The following is a 15412-nucleotide window of genomic DNA, read 5'->3' as shown; positions in this document are numbered from 1 at the left end:
ACCGACTGACGCATTAAGCCAGCCGGTCTGTTTTGTCGCGTAGTATTATTTGTACATCAGCACATAGTTGGCGGTGGCTTCTACCTGGCCGGCAGTCGCGGTTTTACCTGCAGGCACTTCCATTAACGCTTTAAAGTGCAGCGTTTGAGTAGTGGAGCCTGCCAGCAGATCAACTTCATTAGCCGCGCCCAGCGTGATGTTGGATTCGGCGTTATCCAGCAAACGAACGCCCACGTTCTGTGCGCCGCTGGCGTAGGTGTTGGTCATGAGACTGGTGTCAGTCGCGTCTGTTGCTGCGCTGGTGAAGGTGACATCGACTTTGGTAATTGGCGTGTCGGTCTCATCAGCAGGATCGTCAAGCTGGCAGTTTTCCAGGTTGATATCAACCGGAACAGCAGTAGACTTTTTGTTGGCATTAATAACGGCAGTGGTCACTTCACCCAGGTCAACTTCTTTGTCAACGCTGTCCGGTGCAATGCTGCATGGTGCATCAATAACCACGCCTTTAAATTTAATTTTGCCGGAACCCTGTTCTTCCGCGAAGGCAGAACCCGATACAATGGCAGCCATCGCAACCGCTAACAGTACTTTTTTACCCATATACATGAAAATATCCTTTTTCAAATGAATTCATACTCTGAATATTAATTTCAGAAAGCAGTTTGAGTATACGGGAGGACGGAGAGAGAATGCGATTACTGTAGCTTAAAGCTAATTTAAGTTAACCTTTATATATAATTTCTGTTGATTGTAAGGTCCGGCCTGCTCTCCTGATTTAGCGGCTTAGCAGCGATGATGATATAATTTTTTTAATGTATTTTTGGTCGATATAAATGTTGACATTAATTTTCTAATATTTACTGGCATTGGTGCGGTTTATTATTGTCATCTTTATTTTACAGCCAGTGAGTATAGTCTGATGAGGGGGGCTGTACGTGGTTAAGCAGCCTCATATTCAAATTTCCTGATGATGATCTTCACGGTTATCTGCGTTCATCTTTATCTGAATGCGCGTAATGTAGAACCATCAAATTGACACCTTCTCTAAGGATACCACCATGTCTTCTTCTCGTATGCCGGCCCTGTTTTTAGGCCACGGTAGCCCAATGAACGTTCTGGAAGACAACGTCTATACCCGCGCCTGGCGCCATCTTGGCGAGACGTTGCCGCGACCGAAGGCGATTGTGGTGGTGTCCGCGCACTGGTTCACCCGTGGCACTGGCGTGACCGCCATGGAAGCGCCTAAGACCATTCATGATTTCGGCGGCTTCCCGCAGGCGCTGTACGACACGCATTATCCGGCTCCAGGATCGCCTGAGCTGGCGCAAAAGCTGGTGGATTTGCTGGCTCCTGCCCCGGTCGCGCTGGATAAAGAAGCCTGGGGCTTTGACCACGGCTCGTGGGGCGTGCTGATAAAAATGTACCCCAATGCGGATATCCCGATGGTGCAGTTGAGCATCGACAGCACTAAACCGGCTGCCTGGCATCTGGAGATGGGCCGCAAGCTGGCGAACCTGCGTGATGAAGGCATCATGCTGGTGGCAAGCGGCAACGTGGTGCATAACTTGCGCACCGCGCGCTGGCACGGTGAGAATACGCCTTACCCGTGGGCGACCGCTTTTAACGACTACGTCAAAGCGAACCTGACCTGGCAAGGCCCGGTTGAGGAGCATCCGCTGGTGAACTATCTGGATCACGAAGGCGGTTCGCTTTCTAACCCGACGCCGGAACACTTCCTGCCGCTGCTTTATGTTTTGGGCGCATGGGACGGTCAGGAGCCGGTTACTATTCCGGTTGACGGCATTGAGATGGGTAGTTTGAGTATGCTGTCGGTGCAGGTTGGGTGAAAACATGCCGGGCCAGGCGAAGCCGCCACCCGGCAGATCTTACTCTACGAAAATATGCGGATAGAACCGTGACAAATCCTGCGTGATCAGCGCGCGGTCTTCGCGAATGCCAATCCCGGCGGGCCGATCGTTGATGAGCCAGCTGCCAATCAGCGTATAGCTGTCGCCAAACTTCGGCAGTTGCCAGAATTCCTGGACGATCATTCCTTCTTCGCCGTACGGTCCTTCAACCGCTTCCAGCGTTTTACCGTTTTCGATAATTGAGACGTTCGCCCCTTCGCGGGAAAAAATCGGTTTAACGACGTATTTTTCCATCGGCGGGAAATCATCTTCCGCAAAATACGCTGGCAGCAGGTTAGGATGGTTCGGGAACATCTCCCACAGCATCGGCAGCAGGGCTTTATTAGAGATAATGCTCTTCCATGCCGGTTCCAGCCAGCGCACGCCCGCGTCTTCCAGCTTGGTGGAGAACATTTCGCGCAGCATGTATTCCCACGGATAGAGCTTGAACAGGTTGCTGATCACCTGATCCTGCATATCCGTAAACTGACCTTTTTCCCCCAGGCCGATATCCTCGATATAGAGGAACTCGGTCGCCACTTCAGCTTCAGCAGCGCAGTCCTGCAGATACTGAACCGTACCACGGTCTTCTTCCGTGTCGCGGCAGCAGGCAAGATGCAGCAGGTTGAAGCCAAACTGCTCCCGCAGCTCGGCAAAACGCTCAATCAGCTTTTCCTGCAGGCTGTTGAACTGGTCGCTGCCTTCCGGCAGGTTTCCGGCGTTCATCTGATCTTCCAGCCAAATCCACTGGAAGAACGCCGCTTCATAAAGGGAGGTTGGCGTATCTGCGTTGTTTTCTAACAGCTTCGGTTCACCCACGCCGTCCCACGCCAGATCGAGGCGAGAGTAAAGCGAGGGCTGATTTGTTTTCCACGACTGCCGGACGAAACTCCAGGTGTGCTTCGGAATACGGAATTTGGTCATCAGCGCGTCGCTGTCGATGACTTTTTCCACAACCTTCAGGCACATCTGGTGCAGCTCGGCCGTCACCTCTTCCAGTTTTTCCACCTGGTCGAGCGTCAGTTTGTAGTAAGCATCTTCACACCAGTACGGCTCCCCGTACATGGTGTGAAAGTTAAAACCGTATTCGGTGGCTTTTTCGCGCCAGTCCGGGCGCTCGGTAATACCGACTCGTTCCATGATCAGCCGCCCATTGAGCGAGTAGAAGTGCCTGTTGCACTACGCTGCATGCTGGTCTGTTTTGCCACAGACTCACCGAACCCACCGCGGGTGATGGTGCTGGTGGTTGCAGGCTTCGGCGCCATCGCGGTTTTCGGGACGGTCACGGTGCGGCCCGGGGTCGCTGCGCCGTAGCCTTTGCCGCTGGCATCGGTATATTGACCATAAGCCGGACTGGCCGGGTTTTTCGAGCTAAACAGCGGTTGCTGCTGATAGCCTGCACCGCCACCCATCAGGCGGCCCATCATGTAGCCTGCCATTAGTGGCATCCAGAAGCTGCCGCTGGACTGCGCCTGCGCCTGATTTTCCGGCGCAGTACCTGCCTGAGCCGGCGTCTGCTGACACTGACCTTCACCAAATTCCGCCACGCAGTCTTCGCGTGAGGCGTATTTTGGCGCGGTGCGTTCCGCTTCTTTCAGCGCGTTGGTGTAGGCGGTTTTACATTCTGCAGCCTGGCCGGTTGCGGCAGAGCAGTCGTCCGCGTTTTGATACAGCGATACCGTTTCGTCGTTTTTCTCACAGCCTGCCAGCATAAAGACAGCGGTTACTGCCAGCGCAACAGGGGTGAGGTGACGTGCGTTCCAGCTTTTGCGGAACGACGCGTGATTGATCGTTTTTGTCCGTTTCATGTTTGTCTTCCAGGACCCAGTGGTAATAACGCTCAGGATAGTGGATGAGTGGTTGAAAATGAAGCGAAGAGGGGTGGAATCAGGGGGATCTTTACGTTGGCTTACGTTCGGGGGGATGCAGATGCGCCCTCTCCCGGTGGGAGAGGGCGTGATAACAACTTTAGTTACGGAACGGGTTAGAGCCTTTGCTGGCGGACGTAGTAGTACGCGCTGCCGCTGGCTGCGCAGCAGGCGCGCTGCCAGCGGCGTTGAAGTTATCAACGGCGGCAACCTGCTCCGGGTTCTCCGGCGCAACGCTTTCCGGAGAGGTGGAGACCGGTTTGCCCAGCGCACTGTTCAGCATCTGCAGATCCTGCTCGTTCAGCGTACCGAGCGCCTGCTTGATGTTCAGCTGGTTAATCAGGTACTGGTAACGCGCGCTTGAGAGTTGCTGCTTCGCGTTGTACAGCGTGGTGGTCGCGTCGAGCACGTCAACGATGGTGCGGGTACCCACAGAGTAACCGGCTTCCATCGCGTCCAGGGAGCTCTGTGCAGACACCACGGCCTGTTTATAGGCATTGATGCTGCTGATGGAGGCGTTGACGTTGTTGAAGGAGGAGCGAACGGTCTGCACCACGTTGCGGTGCGCGCTTTCCAGCTGCTCGCTCGCGCCAACAAAGTTGTACTGCGCCTGTTTCACCTGGGAGTTAACCATACCGCCCTGATACAGCGGCAGGGAGAAGCTCAGGCCCACTTTGTTCTGACCCATATTGCTGTCGTCATAAGCCTGTGAATTGGCACCATTCGTTTTAGAGCCGCTATAGGTGGTATCAGAGACGCCGGTCGACGCGCTCAGGCTCAGGGTTGGCAGATGGCCATCCTGCGCCTGACGAATTTGCTCGCGGGCCAGGTCCTGGCTCAGACGCGCCTGCAGCAACGTCAGGTTGCGGTTTTCCGCCTCTTTCAGCAGGGCGTTAACGGCCTGCGGCTTATCCGTTTTGAAGCTGTCCACGTTCAGGGACGCCAGCTCAGGGTAGTAATTTCCGGTCACCTGACGCAGGGATTCCAGCGCGTTGTCGAGGTTGTTACGCGCGGTCACTTCGTTAGCCAGCACGGTGTCGTACTGTGAACGGGCGTTCTGCACGTCGGTGATCGCCACCAGACCCACGTTGAAGCGCTGGGTGGTTTGATCTAACTGGCGGTAGATCGCCTGTTTCTGCGCTTCGGTGTAGGAGAGCGCGTCAATGGCGCTCAGCACGTTGAAGTACGCGGTTGCAGTGTTCAGGATCAGCGTCTGCTGGTCGGTCTGATAGGTCACATCCTGGATGCCCGCGCTCTTTTCCTGCAGGGTCAGGGCGCGCCATTTGGACATATCAAACAGCGTCTGTGTTAATTGCAGTGAGGCGCTGGTAGCATTGGAGTTAACGCCGTTAGCGTCGCGGAAACCGTTGCTGTAGGTATAATCTGCACCTAAACCTAACTGCGGCAGCAGTGGGCTACGCGCTTCGTTAATCTTTTCAAACGCAGCATCACGATCGGCCGCTGATTTACGTAAATCAGGGTTGCCCAGACGTGCCTGCTGGTAGACCTGTAACAGGTTTTCCGCCTGGCTCATTGCACTGAAGCCCGTCAGGCTCAGGCCGATAAGGATGGGGAGCAATTTCTTCATTTGCATTCCTTGTTGTGAAGCAGTATTAGCGCTGATCTAATTAAAAAATAATTGCCGATTCTAACAGAATCATCCACACCAAAAGGTTGGCGTTACGTGCCATCTGGCGGTAATTTGCACCAATCTACCATATAGCCTTACAAACGGCAGCCAAACAGCCTTGAAATTCACAATTTCATCACCATTGCTACCAGGACTCGACTCATGCAAAAACCAGAAAAGTTGCCCGTGACATTCGCCAAAAACGATGTAGAAATTATTGCACGAGAAACGCTTTATAGCGGTTTTTTTTCAATGGATCTTTACCGTTTCAGGCATCGCCTGTTTAACGGCGAAATGAGCGGCGAAATCAGACGCGAAATTTTTGAGCGCGGGCATGCGGCTGTCTTGCTACCCTTTGACCCAGTGCGTGACGAAGTCGTGCTGGTGGAGCAGATCCGCATTGCCGCGTATGACACCAGCGAAAGCCCGTGGCTGCTGGAGATGGTGGCCGGGATGATCGAAGAGGGCGAGTCAGTTGAAGACGTCGCCCGTCGCGAGGCGCTGGAAGAGGCCGGGCTGGTGGTTGGCCGCACAAAACCGGTGTTGAGTTATCTGGCAAGCCCGGGGGGCACCAGCGAGCGCTTGTCCATTATGGTGGGCGAAGTGGACGCCACGACGGCGGAAGGGATCCACGGTCTGGCTGATGAAAACGAAGATATTCGGGTTCATGTGGTGAGCCGGGAGCAGGCTTATCAGTGGGTAGAAGAGGGTTTAATCGACAACGCAGCGTCTGTCATCGCCCTGCAATGGCTGCAGCTGCATTATCAGACATTACGAAACGAGTGGAAAAAATGAAGCGCTATACGCCTGACTTCCCAGAAATGATGCGCCTGTGCGAAACCAATTTCGCCCAGCTGCGCCGCCTGCTGCCGAGAAACGACGCACCCGGCGAAACGGTAAGCTATCAGGTGAGCAACGCGCAGTATCGGTTAACGATAACAGAATCAACGCGCTACACTACGCTGGTGGACATTGAGCAAACGGCACCCAGCATCAGCTACTGGAGCCTGCCGTCTATGACGGTGCGTCTCTATCACGACGCGATGGTCGCTGAAGTGTGTTCAAGTCAGCAGATCTTTCGCTTCAAGGCGCGGTATGATTATCCGAATAAAAAGTTGCATCAACGCGACGAAAAGCATCAAATTAACCAGTTTTTAGCCGACTGGCTAAGATATTGTTTAGCACATGGAGCAATGGCGATTCCGGTTTGTTAGCGTCATAAACCTACCTAAGGACACCATTTGGAAAGCCTGTTGAACCTGACTGTTGCTGGTGGGGCGCCAGTCAGGATATTACAAATCACCGATACCCACCTTTTTGCCGAAAAGCATGAAACTTTGCTTGGGGTTAATACCTGGGAGAGTTATCAGGCGGTACTGAGCGCCATTCACGCTGAACATCGCGACTGCGACCTGATTGTCGCAACGGGCGATCTGGCGCAGGACCAATCCTCCGCGGCCTACCAGCATTTTGCTGAAGGCATCGCGAGCTTTAGCGTGCCCTGCGTCTGGCTGCCCGGAAACCATGACTTCCAGCCCGCGATGTACAGCGCCCTTCAGGATGCGGGAATTTCTCCGGCGAAATGTGTTTTTGCGGGTGAACAGTGGCAGATCCTGCTGCTGGACAGCCAGGTGTTTGGCGTCCCGCACGGTGAGTTAAGCGAGTTTCAGCTCGACTGGCTTGAGACCAAACTGGCTGCTGAGCCTGAACGTCACACCCTGCTGTTACTTCATCATCATCCGCTACCGGCGGGCTGCAGCTGGCTGGATCAACACAGCCTGCGCAACTCCGCGGCGCTGGATAGCGTGCTGGCGAAATTCCCACGGGTGAAAAATCTGCTGTGCGGGCACATTCATCAGGAACAGGATCTCGACTGGAACGGACGCCGCATGCTGGCGACGCCGTCGACCTGCGTGCAGTTTAAGCCGCACTGCGCCAACTTTACGCTGGATACCATCGCGCCGGGCTGGCGCTGGCTGGAACTGCATGCCGACGGCACGCTGACCACGGAAGTCTGCCGCCTGGCGGGCGCAGAGTTCCGACCGGATACCGCTTCAGAAGGCTACTGATGTCTACGCTCCTTTATCTGCACGGATTCAACAGCTCGCCGCGCTCCGCAAAAGCTACGCAGTTTCGCCAGTGGCTGAGCGAACATCACCCCCATGTTGAGATGATCATCCCGCAGCTGCCACCATACCCGGCAGAGGCGGCGGAAATGCTCGAATCGATCGTGCTTGAACACGGCGGTGAATCGTTTGGCGTGGTCGGCTCATCGCTGGGCGGATACTATGCCACCTGGCTCTCACAATGCTTTATGCTGCCGGCCGTTGTGGTTAATCCGGCGGTTCGGCCGTTTGAGCTGCTGAGGGACTTTCTTGGTGAAAACGAGAACCCCTACACCGGACAGCAATATGTGCTAGAGTCACGCCATATTTACGATCTCAAAGTTATGCAGGTCGACCCGCTTGAAGCGCCGGATCTCATCTGGCTGCTGCAGCAGACGGGTGATGAAGTGCTGGATTACCGCCAGGCAGTGGCGTATTACGCCTCCTGCCGCCAGACTATAGAAGAGGGCGGAAACCATGCTTTCACGGGCTTTGAGAATCATTTCACCCAGATTGTCGATTTTCTTGGACTGCACAGCCACTGACAATCAATGCGAATTGCTAGTTTAAATCATGACGCAAACCTATAACGCTGATGCCATTGAGGTCCTCACCGGGCTTGAGCCGGTTCGCCGCCGCCCGGGGATGTACACCGATACGACGCGCCCAAACCATCTGGGCCAGGAAGTTATTGATAACAGTGTGGACGAAGCGCTGGCGGGCCATGCCAAACGCGTTGACGTCATCCTGCATGCCGATCAGTCGCTGGAAGTTATCGACGACGGTCGCGGCATGCCGGTGGATATCCACCCGGAAGAGGGCGTGCCCGCCGTTGAGCTGATCCTCTGCCGTTTGCACGCGGGCGGTAAGTTCTCCAACAAAAACTATCAGTTCTCTGGCGGCCTGCACGGCGTGGGGATTTCCGTGGTGAACGCCCTGTCCAAACGCGTGGAAGTCAACGTCCGCCGCGACGGTCAGGTGTACAACATCGCGTTTGAAAACGGTGAAAAGGTGCAGGATCTGCAGGTCGTCGGCACGTGCGGTAAACGCAACACCGGTACCAGCGTCCACTTCTGGCCTGACGAAAGCTTCTTCGACAGCCCACGTTTTTCCGTTTCTCGCCTGACGCACCTGCTGAAAGCCAAAGCAGTGCTCTGTCCGGGCGTGGAAATCACCTTTAAAGACCACGTCAACAACACCGAGCAGACCTGGTGCTACGCCGATGGTCTGAACGACTACCTGTGCGAAGCGGTAAACGGCCTGCCGACGCTGCCGGAAAAACCGTTCGTCGGTAACTTTAGCGGCGATACCGAAGCCGTGGACTGGGCGCTGCTGTGGCTGCCGGAAGGCGGCGAGCTGCTGACTGAGAGCTACGTCAACCTGATCCCGACCATGCTCGGCGGTACGCACGTCAACGGCCTGCGTCAGGGTCTGCTGGACGCGATGCGCGAGTTCTGCGAATACCGCAACATTCTGCCGCGCGGCGTGAAGCTGTCGGCGGAAGATATCTGGGATCGCTGCGCCTACGTGCTCTCCGTGAAAATGCAGGATCCGCAGTTTGCCGGTCAGACTAAAGAGCGTCTCTCCTCACGTCAGTGCGCGGCGTTCGTCTCCGGCGTGGTGAAAGATGCGTTTACCCTGTGGCTGAACCAGAACGTTCAGGCGGCTGAGATGCTGGCTGAAATGGCCATCTCCAGCGCCCAGCGTCGTCTGCGCGCCGCCAAAAAAGTGGTGCGTAAAAAGCTGACCAGCGGCCCTGCGCTGCCGGGCAAGCTGGCCGACTGTACCGCACAGGATCTCAACCGTACCGAGCTGTTCCTCGTGGAAGGGGACTCGGCGGGCGGGTCGGCAAAGCAGGCGCGCGATCGTGAATATCAGGCGATCATGCCACTCAAGGGTAAGATCCTGAACACCTGGGAAGTCTCTTCAGACGAAGTGCTGGCCTCGCAGGAAGTGCATGATATCTCCGTTGCGATCGGTATCGATCCGGACAGCGAGGATCTGAGCCAGCTGCGCTACGGAAAGATCTGTATCCTCGCGGATGCGGACTCCGATGGTCTGCATATCGCCACGCTGCTGTGCGCGCTGTTCGTGAAGCACTTCCGCACGCTGGTGAAAAACGGCCACGTCCACGTTGCGCTGCCGCCGCTGTACCGTATCGACCTTGGCAAAGAGGTTTACTACGCGCTGACGGAAGAAGAGAAGGCGGGCGTGCTGGAGCAGCTTAAGCGTAAGAAGGGCAAACCAAACGTGCAGCGCTTTAAAGGGCTGGGCGAAATGAACCCGATGCAGCTGCGCGAAACGACCCTGGATCCGAACACGCGTCGCCTGGTGCAACTGACGATCAGCGACGAAGACGAACAGCAAACCAACGCCGTTATGGATATGCTCCTTGCCAAAAAACGTTCGGAAGACCGACGTAACTGGCTGCAGGAGAAAGGCGATATGGCGGATATCGAGGCCTGATGCCCTCACCCTAACCCTCTCCCCCAAGGAGAGGGAATGGATCGTAGGCCCGGTAAGCGCTAGCGCCACCGGGCTTTTTTACGTCAAAACTCCATCTTCACCGTAAACTGCACCTCGCGCGGATCGCCAATCTGGTTGCCCAGGTTGTTGGTCGCAATGGACGACGTGTAGTAGGTCTTATCAAACAGGTTCTTCACGTTCACCTGCAGCGTCACCGGATACTGCAGCTTCATCTTATACGCCGCAAACGCATCCGCTACGAAATAGCCCGGCAGATAATAATCCGCACCGTTGGTTGCCGAGCGACGGCTTACGCCGTGCCCGCCGCCGCCGAGCGTCAGGGTATTCCCGGCAAACGCATTGTGAATATCGTAGGTCAGGAACAGGGAGCCGGTGTGGCGCGGCACGTTCGGCAGCGGTTTACCCGCGTAATCCGGGTCCTCCAGCACTTTCGCGTCGGTATAGCCGTAACTGGCGATAATGTTGGTGTTCTCCGTCAGCGACCCCGCAAGATCCACCTCTACGCCCTGAGAGCGCACGCGGCCCGCGGTTTTGGCGATGGTTTCGCCCCCAATGCTTTCAGTGTACAGCACGTTGCGCTTGTGAATATCAAACAGCGCAATGTTGGCGGTAACACCTTCGAACAGGTCAAACTTTGCGCCCACTTCATACGCATTCGACGTTTCCGGCGGCAGGTCGCCAATGTAGCTCGCAATGGACGACTGCGGCATAAACGTCTGCGAGTAGTTGGCAAACAGCGAGACTGCTGGCGTCAGTTTGTAAACCAGCCCCAGCTTTGGCGTCCACTGCTCGTCGCGGCTGTCGGTATTGACGTTAAACGGACGACCTTTACCCGCGTACTGGGTGTAATACTGGTAGCGTAGCCCGGCGACGGCGATCCATTTATCCGTCAGGTACAGGGCATCCTGCGCGTAGGCCGAATAACTCTCCTGCTTGAGCGTCTGGTCGCTGTCAGCGGCGGAGACGGTTGTACACTCGTCGAGTTTGCCGTAAACCGGATTATAGATATTGAAACCTTTGACGTTCTTACAGCGCATCATGTCCGTGCGCAGCAGATCGTAATTTTCATACGACACGCCGGTGAGGATCTCATTATAAAAGCCCGCGATATCCACGTTGCCCTGCAGATCCGCACGGGTGCTGTGCATGCGCTGGGTCGAGCCCTGGGTCGCATCCACCCGGCGGGTCAGGGTGCCGGTTTTTGAATCGTAGGCCATAACGCGGGCCTGGTTGTCGCTATATTTATCCTGGCTGTAGCTGTAGTCGAACTTCGCGGTCCACTGGCTGTTGAGGCGATACTCCGCGTTAAGCTGAGCGAGATCGGACTGCCCGTCGGTCACGTTAAACGGCTCGTCAAAGCGGGTTTTGCGATCGACATTCACTGGCTGTTTGGTGTTGAGATCGAAAATCGTTCCGCGATCGAACGGCGTCTTATAGTCGCGATGCGAATAGAGCACGGTCACGGTGGCATCGTCGCCGAACCAGGTCAGCGACGGGGCGATAAACGTGCTGCGTTCGTTGCCGAAGTTGCGCCAGTAGTCCTCGTCCTGATACTCGCCCGTGAGGCGATACGCCAGGCGCGTGCCCTCAATCGGGCCGGTAACATCGACCTGTCCGGTGCCGCCGCCAAAGCTGGAAGAGGTGGCAGAAATCGAGCCGCCGAAGGTCTTCTCCGGGCGCTTCGTGACGACGTTAATCAGGCCGCCCGGATCGAGAATGCCGTAAAGCGTCGAGGCCGGGCCTTTGAGCACCTCCACGCGTTCGGTTGCGGCGTTAAAGCTGCGCGGCAGGACGGTGCGCAGGCCGTTGGTCATGATCGAGCCGTCGCGGTTTGCGCCAAACCCGCGGCGTACAAAGGCATCCTGCGTACCGCCCAGGGTGTTGGTCTGCACCACGTTGCTGACGTTATAGAGCGCTTCATCCAGCGTGGTGGCGTGCTGATCCGCCAGCACCTTATCGCTGACGGTATTCACCACCTGCGGGATATCCAGCATCGGCATGTTGGTCAGCGTGGCGGTGGAGGTGTTCAGCGGCTGGTAGCCGTTGGTGGCCTCCGCCGTAGTGTTTGGATCGGCGGTGACGGTAAGTGTTTCGCCGTCTTTAGCCGTGGTGTCTGCTGCCTGCACCAGCGGCGCCATAAACAGCAGTGAAAAGAGCGCGCGCCCTTTTACCCCAGAGAGTGAAGGTGTGAACGTAGCCATTACATCTGTTATCCCAAAATATCCGTGAAGCATATTCACGGAAGAACGTGTGAGTCATTGCCCTTTATGGTCTGCTCGTTAGCCAGAACCGGCATCGAACATGTAATTGAGAATCATTCAATCATGCGGAAATGTAGTAGTAAATGAAAAAAGATAAAAATCGGCTACATCTATGAAACGTAACGGGAAAGCACAGCCATAACTCATTATTTCATTGAAAATTAATAATTTGTTGTTTTGCTTGTTAGTGTAGTAACGCTCCGTTACCCCTGGTTTATTCAGGGTGTTTCTTCTCTTGACTACTACATGGCTCGGCCTCAAACTCTTAAAAGAGAATGATTTTTATTTATATTTGTTTCCCTTTTTTATTACGTTGGCATGCACGTGGCTCACAACACGACAAAACCGGGACTGGTTCTGGAGAATCTTTCTGCCGGTTATCAGAAAAAAATCATCGTTGATGATATTTCCCTTGCGATCCCCCAGCAGAAAATCACCGTTCTGGTGGGGGCGAACGGCTGCGGAAAATCCACGCTGCTGAGTACCATCGCGCGTTTGCTCCAGCCGCTTGGCGGCGCGGCGGTTCTCGACGGCAAGGCGATCCACGCGCAGCCGACGAAAGCCGTCGCCCGCCAGCTTGGCATCCTGCCGCAGTCTCCGCTGCTGCCGGAAGGGTTAACCGTCTTTGAGCTGGTCTCGCGCGGGCGTTTTCCCTGGCAGAACGTTATGCGCCAGTGGAGCGACGAGGACGAGCAGGCGGTGGAAGAGGCCCTGCGCCTGACCGGTACGGCAGAGTTTGCCCACATGCCCGTGGAAAGCCTGTCCGGCGGCCAGCGTCAGCGCTGCTGGATCGCCATGGCGCTGGCGCAGCAAACGCTGTATATCCTGCTGGATGAACCCACCACGTTCCTCGATCTCCGCTATCAGGTGGAGATCCTCGAACTGCTGCATACGCTGACGCGCGAGCATGGACGTACCGTGGTGGTGGTACTGCACGATCTTAACTTCGCCGTAAACTACGGCGATTCGCTGGTCTTTTTACGCCAGGGAAAAGTCGAGGGCGTACTGCATGAGGGAGACGCCTGCACGCCTGAGCTTATTAAAGCGATGTTTGATGTCGACGTACATATGTCCATCAATCCGCTGACCGGTAAACCGTTCTTTATGCCGTTTCGCCAGGTCGCAAAACAGCCATGATGCGCACCTCTCTGGCTTTCCTGATTTTCGCCGTGCTGCTGGCAACGGGCGCGATTGCCCATCTGGGGATCGGCGCCCGCCTTATCGCCCCGCAAACGGTGGTGGAAGCACTCTTCCACTTCGATCCGCGTAATTTCGATCATAACGTCATTATCAAACTCAGACTGCTGCGCCTCTGCGCCGCGATGGTGACGGGCGCCGCGCTCGGCGTGGCGGGCGTGCTGCTGCAATCCACGATCCGCAACCCGCTCGGCGAACCGCATATTTTGGGGCTCAACGCCGGGGCATCACTGGCTGTGGTGCTGACGAGCGCGCTGGGGATGACGCTGCCGTTTGGGCGCCCGCTGATTGCCGCCGCCGGAGCCGCGGCGCTGTTTCTGCTGGTGCTCACGTTCTCCTCGTCCGGACGCACCGGGCTTACGCCGATGAAAGTCACGCTGTGCGGCGTGGCGATGTCGGCGTTTGTCTCGTCGATTACCGCCACGGTGCTCATCCTGGATGAACAGACGCTGCTCGCCATGCGCACCTGGCTGGCGGGGGATTTGGCGGGGGTCAGCGGTGAAACGATTACCGCTGCCCTGTGGGTGGCTGGCGTGGGCTTTGCGCTGGCGCTCTGGCTGTCGCCCTCGCTCAACATGCTGGCGCTGGGCGACAGAATGGCGCAGGGGCTTGGCGTATCGCTGCTGAAAACCCGGCTGTTCGCTCTGCTGGCCATCGCGCTGCTCTGCGGTGCGGCAGTCTCCATTGCCGGGCCGATCGGCTTTATCGGGCTCGTGGTGCCGCAGCTCGTCCGCCGTCTGGTGTCGGTCGATCTGCGCGTGATGGTGCCGCTGTCCGCCCTGTGCGGGGCGCTGGTTCTGCTGCTGGCGGATATCGCTGCCCGCACGCTGTTTTCGCCCTGGGAGCTGGCAACCGGCATCATGACCGCGCTGGTTGGCGCCCCCGTCTTTATCTTCATGGCCTCGAGGATGTTCAAATGAACCGTGCCGGACTGCGTGCGCTTCGGGTTGGCGCCTTCTCGGCGCTGGTCCGTCCAAAGGCGTTGGCGTATCTGGCCGTGCTGACGCTGGCAGCCTGCTTGCTGGTAGGTTTTGGCCTGACGCATGGTTCTCTGCCCATCCCGACTTCCGCCATCGGGCGTGCGCTGTTTTATCCAGAAAGCCTGACGGTGGAGGCGCGCTACATCGTGATGGATATCCGCCTGCCGCGCCTGCTGATGGCGGCGCTGTGCGGTGGGATGCTCGGCATGGCGGGTGCGGCAATGCAGTCTATTACCCGAAATGGCCTGGCCGATCCGGGGCTTATCGGGGTGAAAGAGGGCTGTAGCGCGGCGGTACTGCTGCTGATATTTCAGTTCCCGGCGCTGGGCCTGGCCTGGCGGCCGCTGGTCGGCATGGCCGGGGGGCTGCTCACCGCGCTGCTGGTGATGGCCCTGGCGCGCGATATCTCACGTCCGCGATTCATCCTGATCGGCATCGGCGTGTCGTGGGTCTTTGCCGCCGCAATGGGCGTTTTTATGACCACGGCGGACGTGCGCGACGTGCAGACGGCAATGCTGTGGCTGGCGGGCAGCCTGCACGCCGCAAACTGGACGCTGGTTTGCATTGCCGCTGTCTGGACGCTTCCGGCGTTTGCGCTGCTGCTGCTTACCGCCCGCGCTGCCGACGTGGCGCTGCTCGGCAACCACGCCGCCGCGGGCCTTGGCGTGCGCGCACAGCGGCTGGCGCTTCTAAGGGTTCTCGCCCCGGTAGTGCTGACGGCGGCCTGCGTCTCCTGCGTGGGCAGCATAGGTTTTGTCGGTCTGATTGCGCCGCATATGGCGCGCCTGCTGCTCCGCGGCGGGCAAACGGCGCTCCTGACGGGTAGCGCCGTGCTGGGGGCGCTGCTGGTGCTGCTGGCGGATAACATCGGGCGGCTGGCATTCCTCCCGCTGCAGCTGCCGGCGGGAATTGTGATTTCACTGATTGGCGGACCGTTTTTCCTGCTGCTGCTCTGGCAGCGTCGGGACAGATTTTAG

14 protein-coding genes are annotated in these 15412 nt (G+C 57.0%); 9 read left to right on the top strand and 5 right to left on the bottom strand.

Annotation, left to right across the window (positions count from 1 at the left end; genetic code table 11):
- Positions 1–45 precede the first annotated feature (45 nt).
- The gene (locus URZ40_RS04800) at positions 46–606 is read right to left on the bottom strand and encodes a fimbrial protein (protein ID WP_116342088.1); all 561 of its coding nucleotides are present in this window, start codon (positions 604–606) and stop codon (positions 46–48) included.
- 452 nt (positions 607–1058) lie between these two features.
- On the opposite strand from URZ40_RS04800, the gene ygiD reads away from it, so the two are divergent.
- Positions 1059–1847 carry a 4,5-DOPA dioxygenase extradiol gene (gene ygiD, locus URZ40_RS04795; protein ID WP_320719894.1) on the top strand — a complete coding sequence of 263 codons (789 nt, stop codon included), beginning with the start codon at positions 1059–1061 and terminating at the stop codon, positions 1845–1847.
- Positions 1848–1886: 39 nt separating this feature from the next.
- Here the strand turns inward: ygiD and URZ40_RS04790 are convergent, their stop codons facing one another.
- The 3 genes from URZ40_RS04790 to tolC all read right to left on the bottom strand — a co-directional run bounded on the left by URZ40_RS04790 (position 1887) and on the right by tolC (position 5363).
- On the bottom strand, positions 1887–3047 hold the full coding sequence (locus URZ40_RS04790) for a glutathionylspermidine synthase family protein (RefSeq protein WP_233002800.1): 1161 nt from the start codon (positions 3045–3047) through the stop codon (positions 1887–1889).
- Between the two features lie 2 nt (positions 3048–3049).
- Positions 3050–3715 (bottom strand): DUF1190 family protein, encoded by a 666-nt coding sequence (locus URZ40_RS04785; RefSeq protein WP_028014445.1) that lies wholly within the window; start codon positions 3713–3715, stop codon positions 3050–3052.
- A gap of 160 nt (positions 3716–3875) precedes the next feature.
- The gene (tolC, locus tag URZ40_RS04780) at positions 3876–5363 is read right to left on the bottom strand and encodes an outer membrane channel protein TolC (RefSeq protein WP_316379922.1); all 1488 of its coding nucleotides are present in this window, start codon (positions 5361–5363) and stop codon (positions 3876–3878) included.
- Positions 5364–5567: 204 nt separating this feature from the next.
- Here tolC and nudF point away from each other — a divergent pair, with 204 nt between their 5' ends.
- From nudF to parE, 5 genes are read left to right on the top strand one after another with little or no spacing between them, the layout of a single operon-like run.
- The gene (gene nudF / locus URZ40_RS04775; RefSeq protein ID WP_116342078.1) at positions 5568–6200 is read left to right on the top strand and encodes an ADP-ribose diphosphatase; all 633 of its coding nucleotides are present in this window, start codon (positions 5568–5570) and stop codon (positions 6198–6200) included.
- The gene (locus URZ40_RS04770; RefSeq protein WP_061097042.1) at positions 6197–6619 is read left to right on the top strand and encodes a DUF1249 family protein; all 423 of its coding nucleotides are present in this window, start codon (positions 6197–6199) and stop codon (positions 6617–6619) included. Before nudF ends, URZ40_RS04770 begins: the two co-directional genes overlap by 4 nt.
- A gap of 27 nt (positions 6620–6646) precedes the next feature.
- Positions 6647–7474: a 3',5'-cyclic-AMP phosphodiesterase gene (gene cpdA / locus URZ40_RS04765; RefSeq protein WP_116342076.1), complete on the top strand. Its 828-nt coding sequence runs from the start codon at positions 6647–6649 to the stop codon at positions 7472–7474.
- Positions 7474–8055 (top strand): esterase YqiA, encoded by a 582-nt coding sequence (gene yqiA / locus URZ40_RS04760; RefSeq protein ID WP_023331317.1) that lies wholly within the window; start codon positions 7474–7476, stop codon positions 8053–8055. The genes cpdA and yqiA overlap by 1 nt, the downstream gene beginning before the upstream one ends.
- Before the next feature lie 28 nt (positions 8056–8083).
- Positions 8084–9976 (top strand): DNA topoisomerase IV subunit B, encoded by a 1893-nt coding sequence (parE, locus tag URZ40_RS04755; RefSeq protein ID WP_080328221.1) that lies wholly within the window; start codon positions 8084–8086, stop codon positions 9974–9976.
- 83 nt (positions 9977–10059) lie between these two features.
- On the opposite strand, the gene URZ40_RS04750 is transcribed toward parE, so the two are convergent.
- A complete protein-coding gene (locus URZ40_RS04750; RefSeq protein ID WP_163329694.1) occupies positions 10060–12198 on the bottom strand; it encodes a TonB-dependent siderophore receptor in 2139 nt (712 codons plus the stop codon).
- Between the two features lie 384 nt (positions 12199–12582).
- On the opposite strand from URZ40_RS04750, the gene URZ40_RS04745 reads away from it, so the two are divergent.
- Genes URZ40_RS04745 through URZ40_RS04735 form a run of 3 tightly spaced genes read left to right on the top strand, consistent with a single transcriptional unit; the run spans position 12583 to position 15412 of the window.
- The gene (locus tag URZ40_RS04745; protein ID WP_320719889.1) at positions 12583–13395 is read left to right on the top strand and encodes an ABC transporter ATP-binding protein; all 813 of its coding nucleotides are present in this window, start codon (positions 12583–12585) and stop codon (positions 13393–13395) included.
- Complete coding sequence (locus URZ40_RS04740; RefSeq protein WP_320719887.1) at positions 13392–14375, top strand: iron ABC transporter permease; 984 nt, start codon at positions 13392–13394, stop codon at positions 14373–14375. Before URZ40_RS04745 ends, URZ40_RS04740 begins: the two co-directional genes overlap by 4 nt.
- Positions 14372–15412, top strand: coding sequence for an iron ABC transporter permease (locus URZ40_RS04735; protein WP_320719886.1), 1041 nt, complete (start codon positions 14372–14374; stop codon positions 15410–15412). The genes URZ40_RS04740 and URZ40_RS04735 overlap by 4 nt, the downstream gene beginning before the upstream one ends.

It is taken from the genome of Enterobacter sp. 296B2, from assembly GCF_034106185.1.
GTDB classification, from domain to species: domain Bacteria; phylum Pseudomonadota; class Gammaproteobacteria; order Enterobacterales; family Enterobacteriaceae; genus Enterobacter; species Enterobacter cloacae_N.
Note: the sequence above shows the minus strand (reverse complement) of the source record. Positions and strands in the feature narration are given on the sequence as shown.

What these genes read in the sequence shown, in the direction of transcription:
- URZ40_RS04735 (WP_320719886.1), top strand. Translation starts at nt 14,372, where the DNA reads ATGAACCGTGCCGGACTGCGTGCGCTTCGGGTTGGCGCCTTCTCGGCG.
- URZ40_RS04740 (WP_320719887.1), top strand. Translation starts at nt 13,392, where the DNA reads ATGATGCGCACCTCTCTGGCTTTCCTGATTTTCGCCGTGCTGCTGGCA.
- yqiA (WP_023331317.1), top strand. Translation starts at nt 7,474, where the DNA reads ATGTCTACGCTCCTTTATCTGCACGGATTCAACAGCTCGCCGCGCTCC.
- tolC (WP_316379922.1), bottom strand. Translation starts at nt 5,363, where the DNA reads ATGAAGAAATTGCTCCCCATCCTTATCGGCCTGAGCCTGACGGGCTTC.
- URZ40_RS04770 (WP_061097042.1), top strand. Translation starts at nt 6,197, where the DNA reads ATGAAGCGCTATACGCCTGACTTCCCAGAAATGATGCGCCTGTGCGAA.
- parE (WP_080328221.1), top strand. Translation starts at nt 8,084, where the DNA reads ATGACGCAAACCTATAACGCTGATGCCATTGAGGTCCTCACCGGGCTT.
- URZ40_RS04750 (WP_163329694.1), bottom strand. Translation starts at nt 12,198, where the DNA reads ATGGCTACGTTCACACCTTCACTCTCTGGGGTAAAAGGGCGCGCGCTC.
- URZ40_RS04800 (WP_116342088.1), bottom strand. Translation starts at nt 606, where the DNA reads ATGTATATGGGTAAAAAAGTACTGTTAGCGGTTGCGATGGCTGCCATT.
- nudF (WP_116342078.1), top strand. Translation starts at nt 5,568, where the DNA reads ATGCAAAAACCAGAAAAGTTGCCCGTGACATTCGCCAAAAACGATGTA.
- URZ40_RS04785 (WP_028014445.1), bottom strand. Translation starts at nt 3,715, where the DNA reads ATGAAACGGACAAAAACGATCAATCACGCGTCGTTCCGCAAAAGCTGG.
- URZ40_RS04790 (WP_233002800.1), bottom strand. Translation starts at nt 3,047, where the DNA reads ATGGAACGAGTCGGTATTACCGAGCGCCCGGACTGGCGCGAAAAAGCC.
- ygiD (WP_320719894.1), top strand. Translation starts at nt 1,059, where the DNA reads ATGTCTTCTTCTCGTATGCCGGCCCTGTTTTTAGGCCACGGTAGCCCA.